At 42.8% G+C, this 15,638-nt stretch carries 14 protein-coding genes and 1 pseudogene; all 15 read left to right on the plus strand.

Features of this window, described 5'->3' with window-relative positions; translation table 11 throughout:
- Nucleotides 1-233 precede the first annotated feature (233 nt).
- The 15 genes and pseudogenes from AB5935_RS04595 to AB5935_RS04665 all read left to right on the plus strand — a co-directional run bounded on the left by AB5935_RS04595 (nucleotide 234) and on the right by AB5935_RS04665 (nucleotide 15,538).
- Entirely contained in the window at nucleotides 234-1,670 is a 1,437-nt protein-coding gene (locus AB5935_RS04595) for a hypothetical protein (protein ID WP_038609215.1), read from the plus strand.
- Entirely contained in the window at nucleotides 1,642-2,919 is a 1,278-nt protein-coding gene (locus tag AB5935_RS04600; RefSeq protein WP_007838061.1) for a glycosyltransferase, read from the plus strand. The genes AB5935_RS04595 and AB5935_RS04600 overlap by 29 nt, the downstream gene beginning before the upstream one ends.
- 10 nt (nucleotides 2,920-2,929) lie before the next feature.
- Nucleotides 2,930-3,625: pseudogene (locus tag AB5935_RS04605) on the plus strand (glycosyltransferase family 32 protein); the annotation flags it as partial.
- Entirely contained in the window at nucleotides 3,568-4,761 is a 1,194-nt protein-coding gene (locus AB5935_RS04610; protein ID WP_227191512.1) for a glycosyltransferase family 1 protein, read from the plus strand. The pseudogene AB5935_RS04605 and the gene AB5935_RS04610, both read left to right, overlap by 58 nt.
- A complete protein-coding gene (locus AB5935_RS04615; RefSeq protein ID WP_007838055.1) occupies nucleotides 4,743-5,654 on the plus strand; it encodes a glycosyltransferase family 2 protein in 912 nt (303 codons plus the stop codon). Before AB5935_RS04610 ends, AB5935_RS04615 begins: the two co-directional genes overlap by 19 nt.
- Nucleotides 5,651-6,685 carry a glycosyltransferase family 2 protein gene (locus AB5935_RS04620; RefSeq protein WP_038609210.1) on the plus strand — a complete coding sequence of 345 codons (1,035 nt, stop codon included), beginning with the start codon at nucleotides 5,651-5,653 and terminating at the stop codon, nucleotides 6,683-6,685. The genes AB5935_RS04615 and AB5935_RS04620 overlap by 4 nt, the downstream gene beginning before the upstream one ends.
- Entirely contained in the window at nucleotides 6,682-7,833 is a 1,152-nt protein-coding gene (locus tag AB5935_RS04625; protein WP_007838051.1) for a glycosyltransferase family 4 protein, read from the plus strand. The genes AB5935_RS04620 and AB5935_RS04625 overlap by 4 nt, the downstream gene beginning before the upstream one ends.
- Nucleotides 7,830-8,846, plus strand: coding sequence for a glycosyltransferase family 2 protein (locus AB5935_RS04630; RefSeq protein WP_038609207.1), 1,017 nt, complete (start codon nucleotides 7,830-7,832; stop codon nucleotides 8,844-8,846). Before AB5935_RS04625 ends, AB5935_RS04630 begins: the two co-directional genes overlap by 4 nt.
- 2 nt (nucleotides 8,847-8,848) lie before the next feature.
- Complete coding sequence (locus AB5935_RS04635) at nucleotides 8,849-9,958, plus strand: EpsG family protein (RefSeq protein WP_007838047.1); 1,110 nt, start codon at nucleotides 8,849-8,851, stop codon at nucleotides 9,956-9,958.
- 91 nt (nucleotides 9,959-10,049) lie between these two features.
- A complete protein-coding gene (locus tag AB5935_RS04640) occupies nucleotides 10,050-10,823 on the plus strand; it encodes a hypothetical protein (RefSeq protein WP_244058045.1) in 774 nt (257 codons plus the stop codon).
- 8 nt (nucleotides 10,824-10,831) lie between these two features.
- Complete coding sequence (locus AB5935_RS04645) at nucleotides 10,832-11,590, plus strand: YdcF family protein (RefSeq protein ID WP_007852552.1); 759 nt, start codon at nucleotides 10,832-10,834, stop codon at nucleotides 11,588-11,590.
- Nucleotides 11,587-12,732, plus strand: coding sequence for a glycosyltransferase family 4 protein (locus AB5935_RS04650; protein ID WP_007838041.1), 1,146 nt, complete (start codon nucleotides 11,587-11,589; stop codon nucleotides 12,730-12,732). Before AB5935_RS04645 ends, AB5935_RS04650 begins: the two co-directional genes overlap by 4 nt.
- Nucleotides 12,733-12,743: 11 nt before the next feature.
- Entirely contained in the window at nucleotides 12,744-13,349 is a 606-nt protein-coding gene (locus tag AB5935_RS04655; RefSeq protein ID WP_007838039.1) for an acetyltransferase, read from the plus strand.
- Nucleotides 13,346-13,966 carry a sugar transferase gene (locus AB5935_RS04660; protein WP_007838037.1) on the plus strand — a complete coding sequence of 207 codons (621 nt, stop codon included), beginning with the start codon at nucleotides 13,346-13,348 and terminating at the stop codon, nucleotides 13,964-13,966. The genes AB5935_RS04655 and AB5935_RS04660 overlap by 4 nt, the downstream gene beginning before the upstream one ends.
- A 945-nt stretch (nucleotides 13,967-14,911) precedes the next feature.
- Nucleotides 14,912-15,538, plus strand: a complete 627-nt coding sequence (locus AB5935_RS04665) for a hypothetical protein (RefSeq protein WP_120053247.1) — start codon at nucleotides 14,912-14,914, stop codon at nucleotides 15,536-15,538.
- Nucleotides 15,539-15,638: the final 100 nt, after the last annotated feature.

The following is a 15,638-nucleotide window of genomic DNA, read 5'->3' on the forward strand; positions in this document are numbered from 1 at the left end:
GCTCCTATACATACAGGAACAAGTACCTTCACGAAGGTTCGGAGCGATGATAGTCGAGGAGGAAAATTCATGTTTCCTACGTGAACCAAAGTAAGATATGTTCGTGGACCAAGTTAAGTATCTTACTCGGCCAAGTAAGATATATTACTTGCCCTACGAAGATATGTTCCTTTTTAGCAGAGCATTTTTATTGTCTTTTCCACTAAAGCTCTTATACTAATGAGGGAAAAGGTATGGCTATTCAATTCCACCAAGAGATGAAAGACAGAGATTATCCCACAAAGGAGCCGGTGAGGAATCCCCAGCAAAGCAATGAACAAGCGAATCCAATGGGACAACTGGAAAAAGAAAATCCGTTTCCGGATCCTATAGGATTGACTCCGAGACAGCGATCCGCTCTGCTGCGGCGCCACGCGCTTCATCAGAAATACGACAAGGCAGTTGCCCTTTATGCGGAGACAAACATGCCACTGAAAACGATAGCTATGGAATGTCACGTCTCAGCGGGAGGACTCGGCAGTTACTTGCGCCGCTACTGGCGCGAATTGGTATTACACCGCCATCGCATTCCTTTGGAAGGAGAAAATCCCCATGCCGTCAAGATCATGTCCGAAGGAAAGCCCAATGTGGTGTCGCATGCCAGATATAAAAAGGCTATAGATGCATGCTTGTCTCTGGAGGATATCGAATTGAATGTGTCGCAGATAGCCCGCAAACATGGAGTGGAGGGAACGGGACTAGCCAACTTCATGCGCATCCATGAACCGGAAGTCATTCCTTGGCGCGAGAAAGTACGCCACTGGTTGGGCATAAATGACAACACCCATCGTGGGGCGACCCCGGCTTGCATCAAACAATACGCCGAAGCAGTGGAGCTTTATAAAAAGACAGACATGACGATCCCTGAAATAGCCGGGGCATGCCATGTCTCACCAAGCGGTTTCAAACAGCATCTGAGGTTCTATCACAAAAATATACTGGAACAAAAGAGAAAGAAACGTTCGGAAGCACAGGCCAGACCAGAGAAGAAGAGAGGCGAACTATCCGGCAACGGAAGGACCTACAAACCCTCTCTCCGTACAGAAGATAAATATGCGAAAGCCTTGTCTCTTTATAAGGACACGGCTCTCACGCTAAAAGAAATCGCAGAAAGAACACACGTCACAGCGGAAGGACTTCGTTCTTATCTGCACAAATGGCATATCGACTTAGTGAGGGAACGGGCAGGACTTTCCGGCAAGGCAGAAGGGGGTCTTGATTTGCGGAAATCGAAAAAGCGGATGAAAACCGTAGCCGCCAAATACGAGAAAGCCATCGGAAGCCTGAGAAAACACCCCCGCCCGATAGCCCACGCCGCCAAAGAGTTCGGGCTCCATCCCGAGACATTCAGAGAGTACCTGCACAAACATGAACCGGAGTTGGCAAACCGACAGGGTATGGTACAGACCTCTGAGGGGCAACGGATGTCCAGACAAAGCAAAGAAAAATATGCTGAAGCGATCCGCCTGTATGGGACGACCACCGAAACACTGAAAGACATTGCCACCCGGCTGGGATTGACATACAACAGTATAGGGGGATATATCCGCCGAAACCATCCAGAGGTGATCAATGCACACTCTACATTATTAATAGAGAAAGATGAAAAATCAGTCATCACATCAAAATAGACAGCCAATCAAACATGGCACAACGCCTCCCCGTATTTTCATCGCCATCCAATACCTGGAGATAGGCGGGGCAGAACGCTCGCTGATCGGCTTGCTCAATGCCCTAGACTATTCGCGTTGCCAAGTGGATCTGTTTGTCTACCGGCATAGCGGGGAATTTATGAACCTCATACCCAAGGAAGTGAATCTTCTGCCCGAAGTAAAAAAGTACACCACCCTCACCCGCCCTATCCGGAAAATTATCCGCGAAGGGTATTGGGACATTGCTGCCGGGCGCATCGCAGCACACCTTTTGGACTGGTGTTACAGGAAACGGAGGAAGGCAAAAGAAAGTCAGGCCATATTTCAATATGTAGCAGACTGTACTACTCCATTCCTGCCCTCCATCAACGAAGGCCGGACGTATGACCTGGCCATCAGTTTCCTTACACCGCACAACATTGTGCGCGACAAAGTAAAGGCACAGCAAAAATGGGCATGGATTCATACCGACTATTCCTTTATTGACATCAATACCCGCCGGGAATTGCCGGTATGGGGAGCTTTCGGCCGCATCATCTCCATTTCTGAATCGGTTTCCAAAGGTTTTCTTTCAAAATTCCCTTCATTAGAATGCAAGTTGATACTGATGGAAAATATCCTGTCCGAAACTTTTATACGTGAACAGGCGGAACTGCCCTTCGACACTTCTTTCCTACAAGCATTCGAAGGACGAGAAGGACAAACAAAACATCCTGTTCTGCTCTGTACCGTAGGACGGTTCTCTTATCCTAAAGCCATCGACCGGGCAGTGTACATCTGCCGTCAATTGGTGCAACAGGGCATTGACGTTTGTTGGTATGTCGTAGGGTATGGCGGAGATAAACCGTTGATACGGAAAGCGATTGCGGAAACGGGGATGGAAAAACATTTCGTTTTGGCTGGCAAGCAAATGAATCCCTACCCTTACATCAAGGCATGTGACATTTATGTACAGCCTTCGCGTTACGAAGGCAAAGCAGTAACGGTGCGTGAAGCGCAGATATTGGGAAAACCGGTGGTCATTACCCGTTTTCCTACCTCCTCAAGCCAACTGGAAGAAGGGGTGGACGGCATTATCATCCCAAACAATGTGGAAGGAGCGGCTGAAGGATTGGCACAGTTCATTGCCGACAAACGACAACAAGAAGCCATCAAGGCACAACTACGAATCCGCCATTATGGGAACGAAAAAGAAGTCGGTAAAATTTATTCAGCAATAGAAGGATAAAAAGAGGAAACACATGATCCCGAGAACAATACACTATTGTTGGTTTGGAGATAAGGAAAAGCCTGCTGAAGTACTCCGCATGATAGCGAACTGGCAGAAACATTGTCCCGGTTACGAAATAAAGGAGTGGAACGAAAATAACTTCGACATCCGTCTGAACCGCTATTGCGAAGAGGCATACGCTACCAAGAAATGGGCTTTTGTGAGCGATGTGGCACGTTTGTGGGCATTGGTACACGAAGGAGGTGTCTATATGGACACGGATGTAGAATTGGTACGTCCCTTGGATAGGTTACTGACGAATAAGGCCTTTTTAGGATTCGAAGGAACTCAATGGGTAGGAACGAACCTGATAGGAGCAGAACCCTCCCACTCTTTCTTCATTGAATTATTAAAGTCATACGATCATCGCTGTTTCATCACCCCGGATGGGAAACCGGACCAGACCACCAACGTAGAAGAGCTGACCCGCAAACTGGAAAAGGTTTACGGATTCAGAAAGGACGGCAGTTTTCAGCAGCTCGGAGACATCACTCTCTATCCTACGGATTATTTCTGTCCGTATGATTACATCGACGGGCAGTTACACCGCACCGAAAATACATATTCCATCCATTGGTATAGCCAGACATGGATCAAACGAAGCCGATGGATAAACAAGCTCAGCCAATGGATGCATCGGCTGACAGGAAATCGAATGAAATAAATGTCACAATGGAAGAACCTATCAGAATATTGATGCTTTTCACCATCATGAACCGGGGAGGTGCCGAAACGATGGTCATGAACTACTACCGTCACATAGACCGCAACCGGGTTCAGTTTGATTTCATGGTACACCGGCAGGAACGGGGCGCATACGATGATGAAATAGAGGCAATGGGTGGCAAGATCTACCGTATGATCCCCCTCCATCCGTTCACCTTCAATACATACAGAAAACAAATTTCCGACTTTTTCGACCAACATCCGGAGTATCGGATTATCCATGGGCATTGTTCGGAATCGGGATATTTCGTTTACCGGGAAGCAGCAGGGCGAAGAGTACCCGTAATTATTGCGCACGCACACAACGCACACGCTTTATTCGATACTAAATGGCTTTTCCGCACCTATTTCAAGCATACCATGCGCCCTTACCTGACCCAAGGGTTTACCTGTGGGAAAGAAGCCGCCCGATGGTTGTTTGGAAACGAGTTGGGGAAAAAAGCGATTTTGCAACGCAATGCCATCGACACGTTCCTATACAGGTTTGATGAAGCGGTGCGACTGGAGGTTCGTCAAGAACTTCACTTGTCCAAAGATGTTACGGTCGTGGGACACGTCGGACGTTTCAACCGACAGAAGAACCATGAGTTCCTCTTGGAGGTGTTTCATAAATATGTGCAGGAGTTTAATCCCACAGCACACCTGCTGCTGGTTGGTACGGGGGAATTGCAAAAAGCCATTCAAAAAAAGGTACAACAGTTCCGTTTGACAGACCAAGTACATTTGTTGGGGGGACGTCCGGATGTAAACCGCCTGTTGCAAGCGATGGATCTGTTTTTGTTCCCCTCTTTTATGGAAGGCCTTTCCGTTTCTATGGTTGAGGCGCAATGTGCCGGCCTGCCCTGCGTTGTGTCCGATCGCATTCCCCGCGAAGCGGCTTTGACCGACCAAGTCTCCTTCCTCTCATTGGAAACAGCTCCTCGACAATGGGCATGCGAAATAGAGAGAGTGCGCTGTATGGCAAGCCGACGCACTGGTTATTACCAACAAATAGCCGATGCCGGTTACGACATTGTGAAAAACGCCGAATGGCTTCAGAATTATTATTTAGGACAATGGAACAAAACAAGATAGAAACAGATAAGAAGACGCTGACCATCTTCACGCCGACATATAACCGTGCCTATACTCTGCATTTAGGTTACGAAGCCCTGTCACGGCAGACCTGCAAAGATTTCATCTGGCTGATTGTGGATGACGGTTCGACCGACGATACCCTTGAATGGGTGGAAAAATGGATAGCAGAGAGGAAAATAGACATCCGCTACCATTATCAGGAGAACCAAGGAATGCATGCTGCACACAATACGGCTTATCGGTTGATCGACACAGAGTTGAACACTTGCGTCGACTCGGATGATTATATGCCCGATGATGCAGTGGAGAAGATTATCACATTCTGGAACGCACACGGTTCAAAAGAAGTAGCAGGAATCATCGGACTGGATGCTGATTTCCAAGGAAATTTAATCGGTACGCCTTTTCCTTATGAATGCAGGCGGACTACTTTAGGCGGATTCTATGCACAAGGCGGGCGGGGAGACAAAAAACTGGTGTATCGCACGGATGTCATCAAACAATATCCCGAATATCCCATTTTTGAAGGAGAGAAATATGTATCACTCGGTTATAAATACCAATTGATAGATCAGGATTACCCTTTACTGGCCTTGAACGAAGTGTTGGTAAACGTAGAATACCGCCCCGACGGTTCAAGCTTGAACATGTACCGCCAATACATACGTAACCCGCGAGGCTTTGCTTTTATCCGCAAAAGTTCCATGCAACTGGCTCCTACCTCACAACGACGTTTCATCGAAGCGATGCACTATGTGGCAGACAGTTTGTTGGCACGAAATCCCCATTTTCTATCGGAGTCACCACGCAAATGGCTGACCCTATCCGCTTTGCTTCCGGGAATAACCTGGTATGGATATATACGGTATAAAGCACGAAAATTATCATGATCAGTATCATTGTACCGGTTTATAATACAGCCCCTTACCTGCCCCAATGTCTGGATTCGTTAGTGAACCAGACTTATCGGGACATTGAGATTATTTGTGTAAATGACGGATCGACGGATAATTCACCGGATATTCTGAAAGCATACGCGGAAAGGGACAGCCGGATCCTTGTTATCCATCAGGAGAACCTAGGACTATCAGGCGCTCGTAACAAAGGTCTGGAGAGTGCCCGTGGAGAATGGGTGATGTTTGTGGACAGCGATGACTGGATAGGAACAGACTGCTGCAAAACACTTCTTTCACACACCGACAAACAAACGGATGTCTGTCTTTTCTCTTACATTCGTGAATTTGCCAACCAGTCCTTTCCTCAATATCTGTTCAGCGACAAAAAGATGGTTTATCAAGGATCTTCAATCCACTGGCTCTATGCGCGACTTATAGCTCCTAACGATCAAGAATTGCATTTGCCCGGAAAGATAGACAGTTTGTCTACAGCTTGGGGAAAACTATATAAGACATCACTCATCAAAGAACATGGCCTTCGGTTTGTTCCTGTCAGACAAATCGGTACAGAGGACTTACTCTTCAATGTGTATTATTTCACTTGGGTAAAAAAAGCCATCTATCTGCCTGACTTGTTCTACCATTATCGAAAAAACAACATCACCTCGCTAACCAAACTGTATAAACCCCATCTGACTGAACAGTGGAACCTGTTATTCCGGTTAATAGAAGAATGGATAACTCCCTTACACCGGGAAGACCTTGAAAAGGCTTTAACATATCGCCGGGCATTAAGCCTGATAGGACAAGGATTGAACATCACCTTTTCACCGGTCAGCTTCATGAAACAACACGGTGCATTGTCCGCAATTTTGAGTTCACATGAATATAGGACAAGTATCCGGCAGTTACCGATGAACTATTTTCCGATACACTGGAGGCTATTTTTTGAAATGGCACGATTCCGGTCTACCACAGGAGTCTTGTGCCTATTGAAACTTATAAAATTTATTATAGAACGATGAAAATAGCATATTGTACAGATAGTATTTGCTATGCAGGAGGGATTCAAAGAGTCACAATAGCCAAAGCAAATAAATTAGCTCTAAAGAATGAGGTTTGGATTATTGTGACCGACAATAAAGACAAACCAGTATTCCCCCTTTCCACTAAGGTACATTTGGTAAATTGTGACATAAATTATTTTGAAGATGACTGGAAATCCCGTTTTTATATATTGAAAGGTATTATCTATAAAAGGAAACAACATAAAAAACGGTTGAAAGAGATACTGAACCAAATACAGCCGGATATTGTCATATCTACCGGAACAAGTGAGAAAAACTTTTTACCTTACCTGTCGGTCAGCTCCCATCCGGTTTTTATCAGAGAGATACATAGCAATAAAAATTACAGGTCATTACATGCCCAAAGTGTATTCGACAAACTCCTTGCCATTTTGGGAGACTTCATTGATTATCGCATACACCTTAAAAAATATGACCGGACGGTGGTACTTACAAAAGAAGATAAAGTTGTCCATTGGGGAAAAAATACAGAAGTGGATGTGTGTGTCATTCCTAATCCTATTATTTCATTTGGTTCGAAAAAAGCTTCATTAATAAATAAAAAAGTAATTGCTGTAGGAAGATTGGCATTTCCTAAAAATTTCAGCTCGTTAATTTCCGCATGGAAGTATGTAATAGAAAGGCATGCTGACTGGACTTTAGAAATATGGGGTGAAGGAGAATTAAGAACTGAATTGGAAGAACAAATAAGAAACAATCAATTGACAAACAATATTTTCTTAAAAGGATATACTTATGATATATTTTCCCCATTATATGAAGCGTCAATTTTCACATTAACTTCGCTTTTTGAAGGTCTCCCATTGGTTATCATCGAAGCCATGTCTTGTGGAGTTCCTGTCGTCTCATACGCTTGCCCCTGCGGACCGCAGGACATCATAGCCGACGGGCATGATGGATTTCTCGTACCCGTTAATAACGAGAAGGTATTGGCTGACAGAATCTGCCGGTTGATAGAGGATAAAGAACTTCGTAAGGAAATGGGAAAAGCCGCCCGTTTGAAAGCAGAACAGTATGATATAAAAAATATCATCCCTATGTGGATGGAATTATTTAATCAGCTTATCAACGAAAAAAGAAAATGAAAAAAGATATAGAAACGGATTTAATAAGCGTCATCGTTCCTATTTTTAATGTAGAAGCCTATCTCCGCCCATGCATCGAAAGCATATTGGCATCAACTTATACAACCTTGCAAATCATATTAGTGAATGACGGTTCCACCGACCATTCCGGAGAAATTTGCGATGAATATACCCGGAAAGACACCCGCATTGAAGTGATTCATCAGAAAAACGCAGGATTGTCTCCGGCTAGAAATAGCGGGATGAAAGCTGCCAAAGGAAAATACATCTCTTTCATTGACGGTGATGATTATATCCATCCGCAAATGTATGAAGTGCTGTTGGAAGCATTACAGGAAGGTAATTATAGCTTTTCCATGATTTTAGGAAAACAGGTATATGACAATGACAAATCTTATTCAATTCCTTCCGCTTACACAAAAAGCATTCTTACACAAGAAATAATGATAAAAAGTTTATTCAACCATATCCACCCACAGCAAGGAATAAAAGAAGTTCAAGCGCAAGTAGTATGGAACAAACTTTATAAACGGGAGTTGTTGGATAATGAGTTTTTCCAAGAGACCGGTACAGAAGATACTGAGTTCAACTGCCGGATCTATCAAAAATCTTGTCAAGCTGTCATAATAGATATCCCCATGTACTACTGGGTACAACGACCTACGAGTATCACACATCAAAAGGTAAATCCCCGTTACATAGACCGTGCCGATTCCTACTATCTCTGCTTGCAAAACATTCCAAAAGAAAATACAGTTTACCGGGGATGTTGTTTGGAAAAGCTTTTCAAGATGATGATCAACGTGAGATATCATGCGTCAAACACGCCTTATCGGCATCTGGCACACCTTACAGCGAAAAGACTAAAAAAGCAAACAGCCAACGAGTTCCTGAAAAACAGACATATCCCCTTTCATATAAAACTTTCACTCCTCAGTTTCTATTACATTCCGCCCCTGTACAGCGGATTCATGAAACTGTGCGAGACAAAAGCACGAAAAAAACATCCATAAATATGATAGACTTTATCCCCGTAAGTGAATATGCCCATTATTTCGATGTCACCGTATTGTGCATGGTACTGACAGCCGTATGGCAGTGCCACACAGGAAGCGTATTGAAAAAAGAGACCGTGTCGCTCAACGCCATGTGGGGCGTATTATTTACACTAATCCTGATCTTGTATATGGGGCTACGTCCTGTCAGCGTTTATTTCGGAGACACGGTAAACTACGCCAAAGGATTTTATACTGCAGCCAACTCACGCGATCCCTTTTCCTGGCAATGGGAAGGCGAATGGTTGTTTTACAACCTTATGCAATGGTTTGCCAGATACAGCGACATCCATACTTTTTTCCTGCTATGTGCCACTGTTTATATCGGTTCATTGTGGCTGGCTATGCAACGTATCTTCAAAGGGTATTACTATATTCCTTTCTTAGTCATACTCAGCATGTTTACTTTCTGGAGTTACGGAGTAAACGGTATCCGGAATGGCATGGGAGCCTCCTTGTTCATCTTGGCAATGACGTATGTCAACCGTCCACCCGTAATGATCGGGTTATGCGTGTTGGCAGCCGGAATCCACAAATCCATCTATCTGATGGTTGGAGCAGGCACACTGACCTGGTTCATCAAGAATAGCTATTGGTATCTGGCAGGATGGATGGCATGTGTAGGCGTATCGTATGCCATAGGCGGACGTATCCAGGCATATTTGGCGGCAACAAATCTGATGGGGGGAGACGACCGCTTTTCCGGCTATCTGACAGGTGACAACATGGTGGGCGAGATCGTTCAGATGAGTATGACTTTCCGCTGGGACTTTCTGTTATATAGTGCCATGGGGGTAGCGGTGGGGTACTATTTCATCTTCCGCCGCAACTTCAAGGACGAGTATTACCATTGGATATATAATACGTTCCTTGTCACCAATGCTTTCTGGGTGCTGGTGATCCGTGCCGCCTATTCCAACCGTTTCGCCCAGATTTCGTGGTTCATCATGCCGGTGGTATTGATTTATCCGTTCATGAAGGAACGTTTTTGGGTCAATCATGAAAAAATGTTGGGCTATGCGTTGTTAACGTTCTATGCGTTTACGTTTTATTTTAATATTTGGAAATAAATTAATACATTCATATAACCATGATTTCAATTATCATCCCAATTTGCAACACCGAACAATACATAGCACAATATATTCGGATGACTGGCTGGTGAATAAAAAAAAAAAAAATACTTACAACAATATACGAAACGGCAGAAAAAACTGGAGTAGACTATGTGGAAATGGGAATGCAACGAGTCATGGATCGCTATGGGGTGGTAAAAAAACGGGACTCAGTCCTGTTAACGGACTAATACAACAACCAAAACTATTTAACAAATACTATATTTCTTTTTTTGGAATCAACATTTTATCCGTTAATATGTGGGGAAAACTCTATCGAAAATCTTCATTAAATGCAGCCAATATACAGCCAACAGGTATCACTACAGGGGAAGACCTTGCCTTTAATCTCCAATTATTTCCATATTTATCTAAAATTTACATACTCAAAGAATGTGGATATAACTATCGATTCGGTGGTATGACAACTCGATATAACACCTGTTTGTTGCCTGATTTGAAAAAACTTTATTACATAAAAAAGGCTTTAATTGACAAATATCAATATCATAAGGCTTCTGATTATATCCGAATAGAACTGAAAAATGTGCTAAAATCAGATATTTGCCAAATGATAGCTTTTAAAGTCAGGTCTCCTAAAGAAATAAAAAACAGAATCTCGGAAGAGTTAAAGGACCCTATATACAAGGATATCATGCAAGTACAAAATCATCCTGCATTTTTAGAAGATCCTTTTATAAAAGCAATTGCCGCCTACGATTCCAACATGCGATATGATCTATGTAAGAAACAAGTTAAAAAAGAAATTCCAATTAGATTACTTAAAAAAATAATTTCATTCATTCTTATACATATATAAAAAATCTCATGTTTATTTCACTTGCTATCAATCCAACAACCTATATCGTTATTTTTCTTCTCTTAGGGGTGGTCCTAAAATCTAAACGATGGAAAAGGCTCTGTCTCACTTTGTCAGCCTTGCTTTTTCTCTTATTCTCCAACGGTGCACTCTATCAATGGATTGCCGAACAATGGTACAAGGAATATGACCGCCCCCTACCTGAAAGGAAACAATATACATACGGCATCGTGCTGGGCGGCTACAGCTATTGGGACTGGAAACGAAGCCGACCCGAATTTAGCGAGATTGCCGACCGGTTATTAGAAGGCATCCGGCTGTACAAGCATGGACGCATCCGGAAACTGGTGTTAGCTTCAGACGGTTCGATCATCGAAAGCAAAGACGGAAAAGGTTTGCAAGGAAATGCCGCGGACATGAAACAATATCTGGCAGATTTGGGCATGCCGTTGGAAGATGTCATCTTGGAAACCCGCGCAAACAACACGTGGGAAAACGCAACGTTCACGTTAGAGCTGATCGGTAACAGTATGAAAACGGAATCGACCCTGCTGATTACCTCCGCGACCCACATGCGCAGGTCGCTATGGACCTTCCATGCAGCGGGGCTGAATCCGGACACATATATCACCGATACGTTTCCCGAAATAAAGGGGGAAAAAACGAATTTCCTGCCATCTTGGCACGTCTTGGCTTCCTGGCCAGAACTAACGCACGAATGGGTGGGGTATCTTTATTATCGTTTACGACACAAACCATCTGTATGAAACCCAAAGTAATACGCATATCCACCGTTCCCCTTTCGCTCCATCTCCTGCTGCAAGGACAGTTGAAGATGTTGGCAGAAACTTATGAAGTATTAGCTGTCTCTTCGTCCGGAGAGGAATTACACAAAGTAGCGGAAAGAGAAGGCGTCAGAACTTGCGCTATCCCGATGGAGCGCCACATTGCCCCTTTGAAAGACTTGATTGCACTGATCAGGCTCATCATCCTGTTCCGCAAAGAAAAACCGCAGATAGTCCACTCGCTGACACCCAAGGCGGGGCTGTTGGCCATGATGGCCGCCCGAATATGCAGGGTTCCCATCCGGATCCACACTTTCACAGGACTAGTATTCCCTTCAACTACAGGTTGGAAACAGCAGTTATTAATTGCTACAGACAAACTCACTTGTGCCTGTGCGACCTACCTCAATCCGGAAGGGAAAGGTGTGAGGAGAGATCTGGAACGTTTCCATATCACCAGCCGGGCATTGCATCTTATCGGAAACGGTAACATCAACGGAATTGACCTTGCTTATTTTGACCGGACACCGGAGGTAATGAGACAAGCGGAAATCTATCGCCGGAACCCCTGTTTCACTTTTTGCTTCGTCGGACGATTGGTGCGGGATAAAGGTATCAACGAACTGGTTTCAGCTTTTGTCCGCCTACAACAGGAATTTACAAACTGTCGTCTTTGCCTAGTGGGAGACTTTGAAGCGGAACTGGATCCGGTAACTCCTGAAACAGCAGAACATATACACAAACATCCCGCCATAAAATTTATGGGATGGCAAGAGGATATCCGCCCTTTTTTAGCCGCTGCGGATGCCTTCGTATTCCCCAGTTACCGGGAAGGATTCCCCAATGTAATATTACAAGCCGGAGCGATGGGATTACCTTGCATCGTAACGAACATCAACGGATGTAACGAAATCATTGAAAACGGAAAGAACGGTATCATTATTCCTCCTCATGACAGCGAATACCTATATCGCACCATGTGCGGATTTCTCTCTTCTCCACGGCTCGTAGAACAATTGGCCTCGGCTGCCCGCCCACAGATTGTTCAAAAATACGACCGCCGGACGCTATGGGAAGCCTTACGAAAGGTCTATCAAGAACAGATTTCAAATCTAACAAAATAAAGACTGACAATATGTATTTATACGGAGCCGGCGGACACGCCAAAGTGATCATGGATATACTGAAAGAAAACAGCACTGAACTGACGGGCATCATAGATGATAATCCCCACATACAGGAATGGATGGAATATCATGTTCTTTCCTACGATCCAAAACGAATGTTCCCGATACTTATCAGTATCGGAAACAACAGCATCCGAAAAAATATAGCGGAACAATTGTATAAAAAAAACGCTGTATTCGGTACGGTCATCTCTATCCATGCCATTGTCTCCCCCTATACAAAAATAGGAGAAGGCAGTGTTGTCATGCAAGGAAGTATATTGCAAAGTTGCTGCCAAACAGGTAAACATTGCATTGTCAACACTGGCGCCGCTATTGATCATGAATGTATATTGGAAGACTATGTACATGTCTCGCCACACGCCACATTATGTGGCAATGTGGAAGTGGGGGAAGGCTCATGGATAGGTGCCGGAGCAGTGATCAACCCCGGAGTTAAAATAGGCAAATGGACCATTATCGGATCAGGATCAGTAGTGTGCAAAGACATACCTGACGGAGTGACAGCCTGTGGTTCACCGTGCCGGATTATAAAAAATAATCCACAACCATGAAGAAGAGCAGATATACCCGTTATTTCAAATATCCGCTGGACTGTCTTATAGCCGCCTTTCTGATATTATTGACCTCTCCTGTCCTATTGTCAACCATCTTGTTACTTGCCATAGCCAACAGGGGTAGCGGCATTTTTTTCCTTCAGGAACGTCCGGGAAAGAACGGAAAAATATTCAGGATCATCAAGTTTAAAACCATGAATGACCGGAAAGACTGTCGCGGAAACTTTTTACCCGACAGCTTACGAATGACCCCCATAGGGAAAATAGTCCGTGCCACCTCCGTTGACGAACTGCCTCAACTTTTCAACGTATTGAAAGGAGACATGGCTCTGATCGGCCCCCGTCCATTATTGGTACAATACCTGCCTCTATACAATGAAGAGCAAGCAAGAAGACATGAAGTGCGCCCCGGCATCACTGGATGGGCACAAGTAAATGGAAGAAACGCAATCAGCTGGAAAAAGAAATTCGAACTGGATATCTGGTACGTAGACCATGTTTGCTTCATGACAGACATGATGATATTTTACAAAACACTCAAATGCGTTATCAGCCGCAAAGGCATATCCCAAAAGGGAGAGGCAACCACGAAACCATTTGACGGAAACAATTAGGGAGGAGTTGAATTTTAATGGGACTTTTTATCCGTAAGGAATGTGTAAGAGACTTTGGAATCAGACTCGCCCTAAAAGATCTTATTCGTATCCCTAAACCTTTCCTGCCGTATGGTTAAGGTCTTTTTTCCTGTTTGTTTTATCTCCACAAGTCTTTGGAGTTATCTCCATAAGCTTTGGAGTTAACTCCAAAGCTTATGGAGATAGAAAGTATCCGTATAAAAAGGTTTAATCTGGAGAAAGAAAAGACTTAGGCTATAAGAATGGAATGTGATATGCATTCATTTTATTCCGCCGGTGGGGTTGTTACTTTTTTAAGAATCTCTGTCCCTTGGATTTCATGGTAACGGAAAGATTAAACTTATTGAAAAGCTCTTGTCGGCTCCTTTCACACAACTCTGTATGTGTGTATAAATCTAAAGAAAGGTATGGACGGGGAAAATCCCTATCCACACTTCATTTCTACTGCCCCCCCAATTAACATCTACATGTTTACATGGAGCAGGTAAACTAGCGTAATAAACATAAAATCAGAGAATTACTTTGATGTAACTCCCTGACCTTCTAGTGATCCGCTTGGGTCTTGAACCGAGCGGTTCACAAGTCTTAAAATCAATATTTTAGCGCACCTCTATCTTTTAAGGGGTACGAATTAGGCACTTTTTTCAAAGAACATTTGGCTTCCCTTGTCGGGATTGTGTCTGCCTTTATCTTCGGTTCAAAGATACAACATTATTTTCAAATACGCAAATCATTGAAAATAAATATTCTACGGTTAGTGCAAGGTGCAAGCTATATATAGATATATACTTGCACCTTGCACTTAAATTAGATTATAAGTAAAAGTAACTATTTCGTAGTTGGAGAATTGTTTTTTTGTATTTTTGCATTTTGATGAATTTTATGTATTACCATTTGATAACTTAAAACTTATTTAATATAAAAATGAATGAGATAATCGAATATATTTTAGGAAAAGAGAATCTTCTTTTGGCTATCTTCACCATTGTTTTTACTGTTGTATATTCATTTTCTGTAATTCACTTATTAGGAAAGATAAAGACTCGAAGATTAGAACGGAAAAAGGTATTTATTAATACTTTTATTAAGGGTATATCAGATAATACTATTGCAAATTCAACTGATTTATTGAATATATATTCTGGTATAACAAAATTGAGTCCCGAAGATTTAACAAACAGACAGGACTTAAATAAATGGCTTAGAGAGACTCTTGCTAGACTTATAAATAAAGAAGTTGGACAGGATTTAGCACAAGATAAAGTAATAGAAATAAAAGATAAAATTACCAATTTCATCAAAGAAAACGAAACTACTAATCCTTATGCAGACTTACCAGATACAGAGCGAAATATAATTAATGATTTAAGTGCATTTAATAAATTGGGAGACCAAAATTCTATAAATAGAAAACTAGGTGAATTGAGTAGTGTTATTATTACCAGATATGAACAACAAAAGAAAATTGAAAATTTGAATAAATGGTCTATTCCGTTAGCAATTATCGGAATGGTTTTGACAATCATATTTGGGGTTTTATCTATAATTTAATAAGTAATAAATCATATTCATATACGTAAGTTTATATTTGATTTCAGTTTAAAATTTATATATTGCTTGTATGTTGTATTTAAAACATATAAGGATGAAT

Source organism: Phocaeicola sp. RTP21198st1_B8_RTP21198_201120 (genome assembly GCF_040929485.1).
Taxonomy (GTDB): Bacteria; Bacteroidota; Bacteroidia; order Bacteroidales; family Bacteroidaceae; genus Phocaeicola; species Phocaeicola dorei.

What these genes read in the sequence shown, in the direction of transcription:
- AB5935_RS04595 (WP_038609215.1), top strand. Translation starts at nt 234, where the DNA reads ATGGCTATTCAATTCCACCAAGAGATGAAAGACAGAGATTATCCCACA.
- AB5935_RS04600 (WP_007838061.1), top strand. Translation starts at nt 1,642, where the DNA reads ATGAAAAATCAGTCATCACATCAAAATAGACAGCCAATCAAACATGGC.
- AB5935_RS04610 (WP_227191512.1), top strand. Translation starts at nt 3,568, where the DNA reads ATGGATAAACAAGCTCAGCCAATGGATGCATCGGCTGACAGGAAATCG.
- AB5935_RS04615 (WP_007838055.1), top strand. Translation starts at nt 4,743, where the DNA reads ATGGAACAAAACAAGATAGAAACAGATAAGAAGACGCTGACCATCTTC.
- AB5935_RS04620 (WP_038609210.1), top strand. Translation starts at nt 5,651, where the DNA reads ATGATCAGTATCATTGTACCGGTTTATAATACAGCCCCTTACCTGCCC.
- AB5935_RS04625 (WP_007838051.1), top strand. Translation starts at nt 6,682, where the DNA reads ATGAAAATAGCATATTGTACAGATAGTATTTGCTATGCAGGAGGGATT.
- AB5935_RS04630 (WP_038609207.1), top strand. Translation starts at nt 7,830, where the DNA reads ATGAAAAAAGATATAGAAACGGATTTAATAAGCGTCATCGTTCCTATT.
- AB5935_RS04635 (WP_007838047.1), top strand. Translation starts at nt 8,849, where the DNA reads ATGATAGACTTTATCCCCGTAAGTGAATATGCCCATTATTTCGATGTC.
- AB5935_RS04645 (WP_007852552.1), top strand. Translation starts at nt 10,832, where the DNA reads ATGTTTATTTCACTTGCTATCAATCCAACAACCTATATCGTTATTTTT.
- AB5935_RS04650 (WP_007838041.1), top strand. Translation starts at nt 11,587, where the DNA reads ATGAAACCCAAAGTAATACGCATATCCACCGTTCCCCTTTCGCTCCAT.
- AB5935_RS04655 (WP_007838039.1), top strand. Translation starts at nt 12,744, where the DNA reads ATGTATTTATACGGAGCCGGCGGACACGCCAAAGTGATCATGGATATA.
- AB5935_RS04660 (WP_007838037.1), top strand. Translation starts at nt 13,346, where the DNA reads ATGAAGAAGAGCAGATATACCCGTTATTTCAAATATCCGCTGGACTGT.
- AB5935_RS04665 (WP_120053247.1), top strand. Translation starts at nt 14,912, where the DNA reads ATGAATGAGATAATCGAATATATTTTAGGAAAAGAGAATCTTCTTTTG.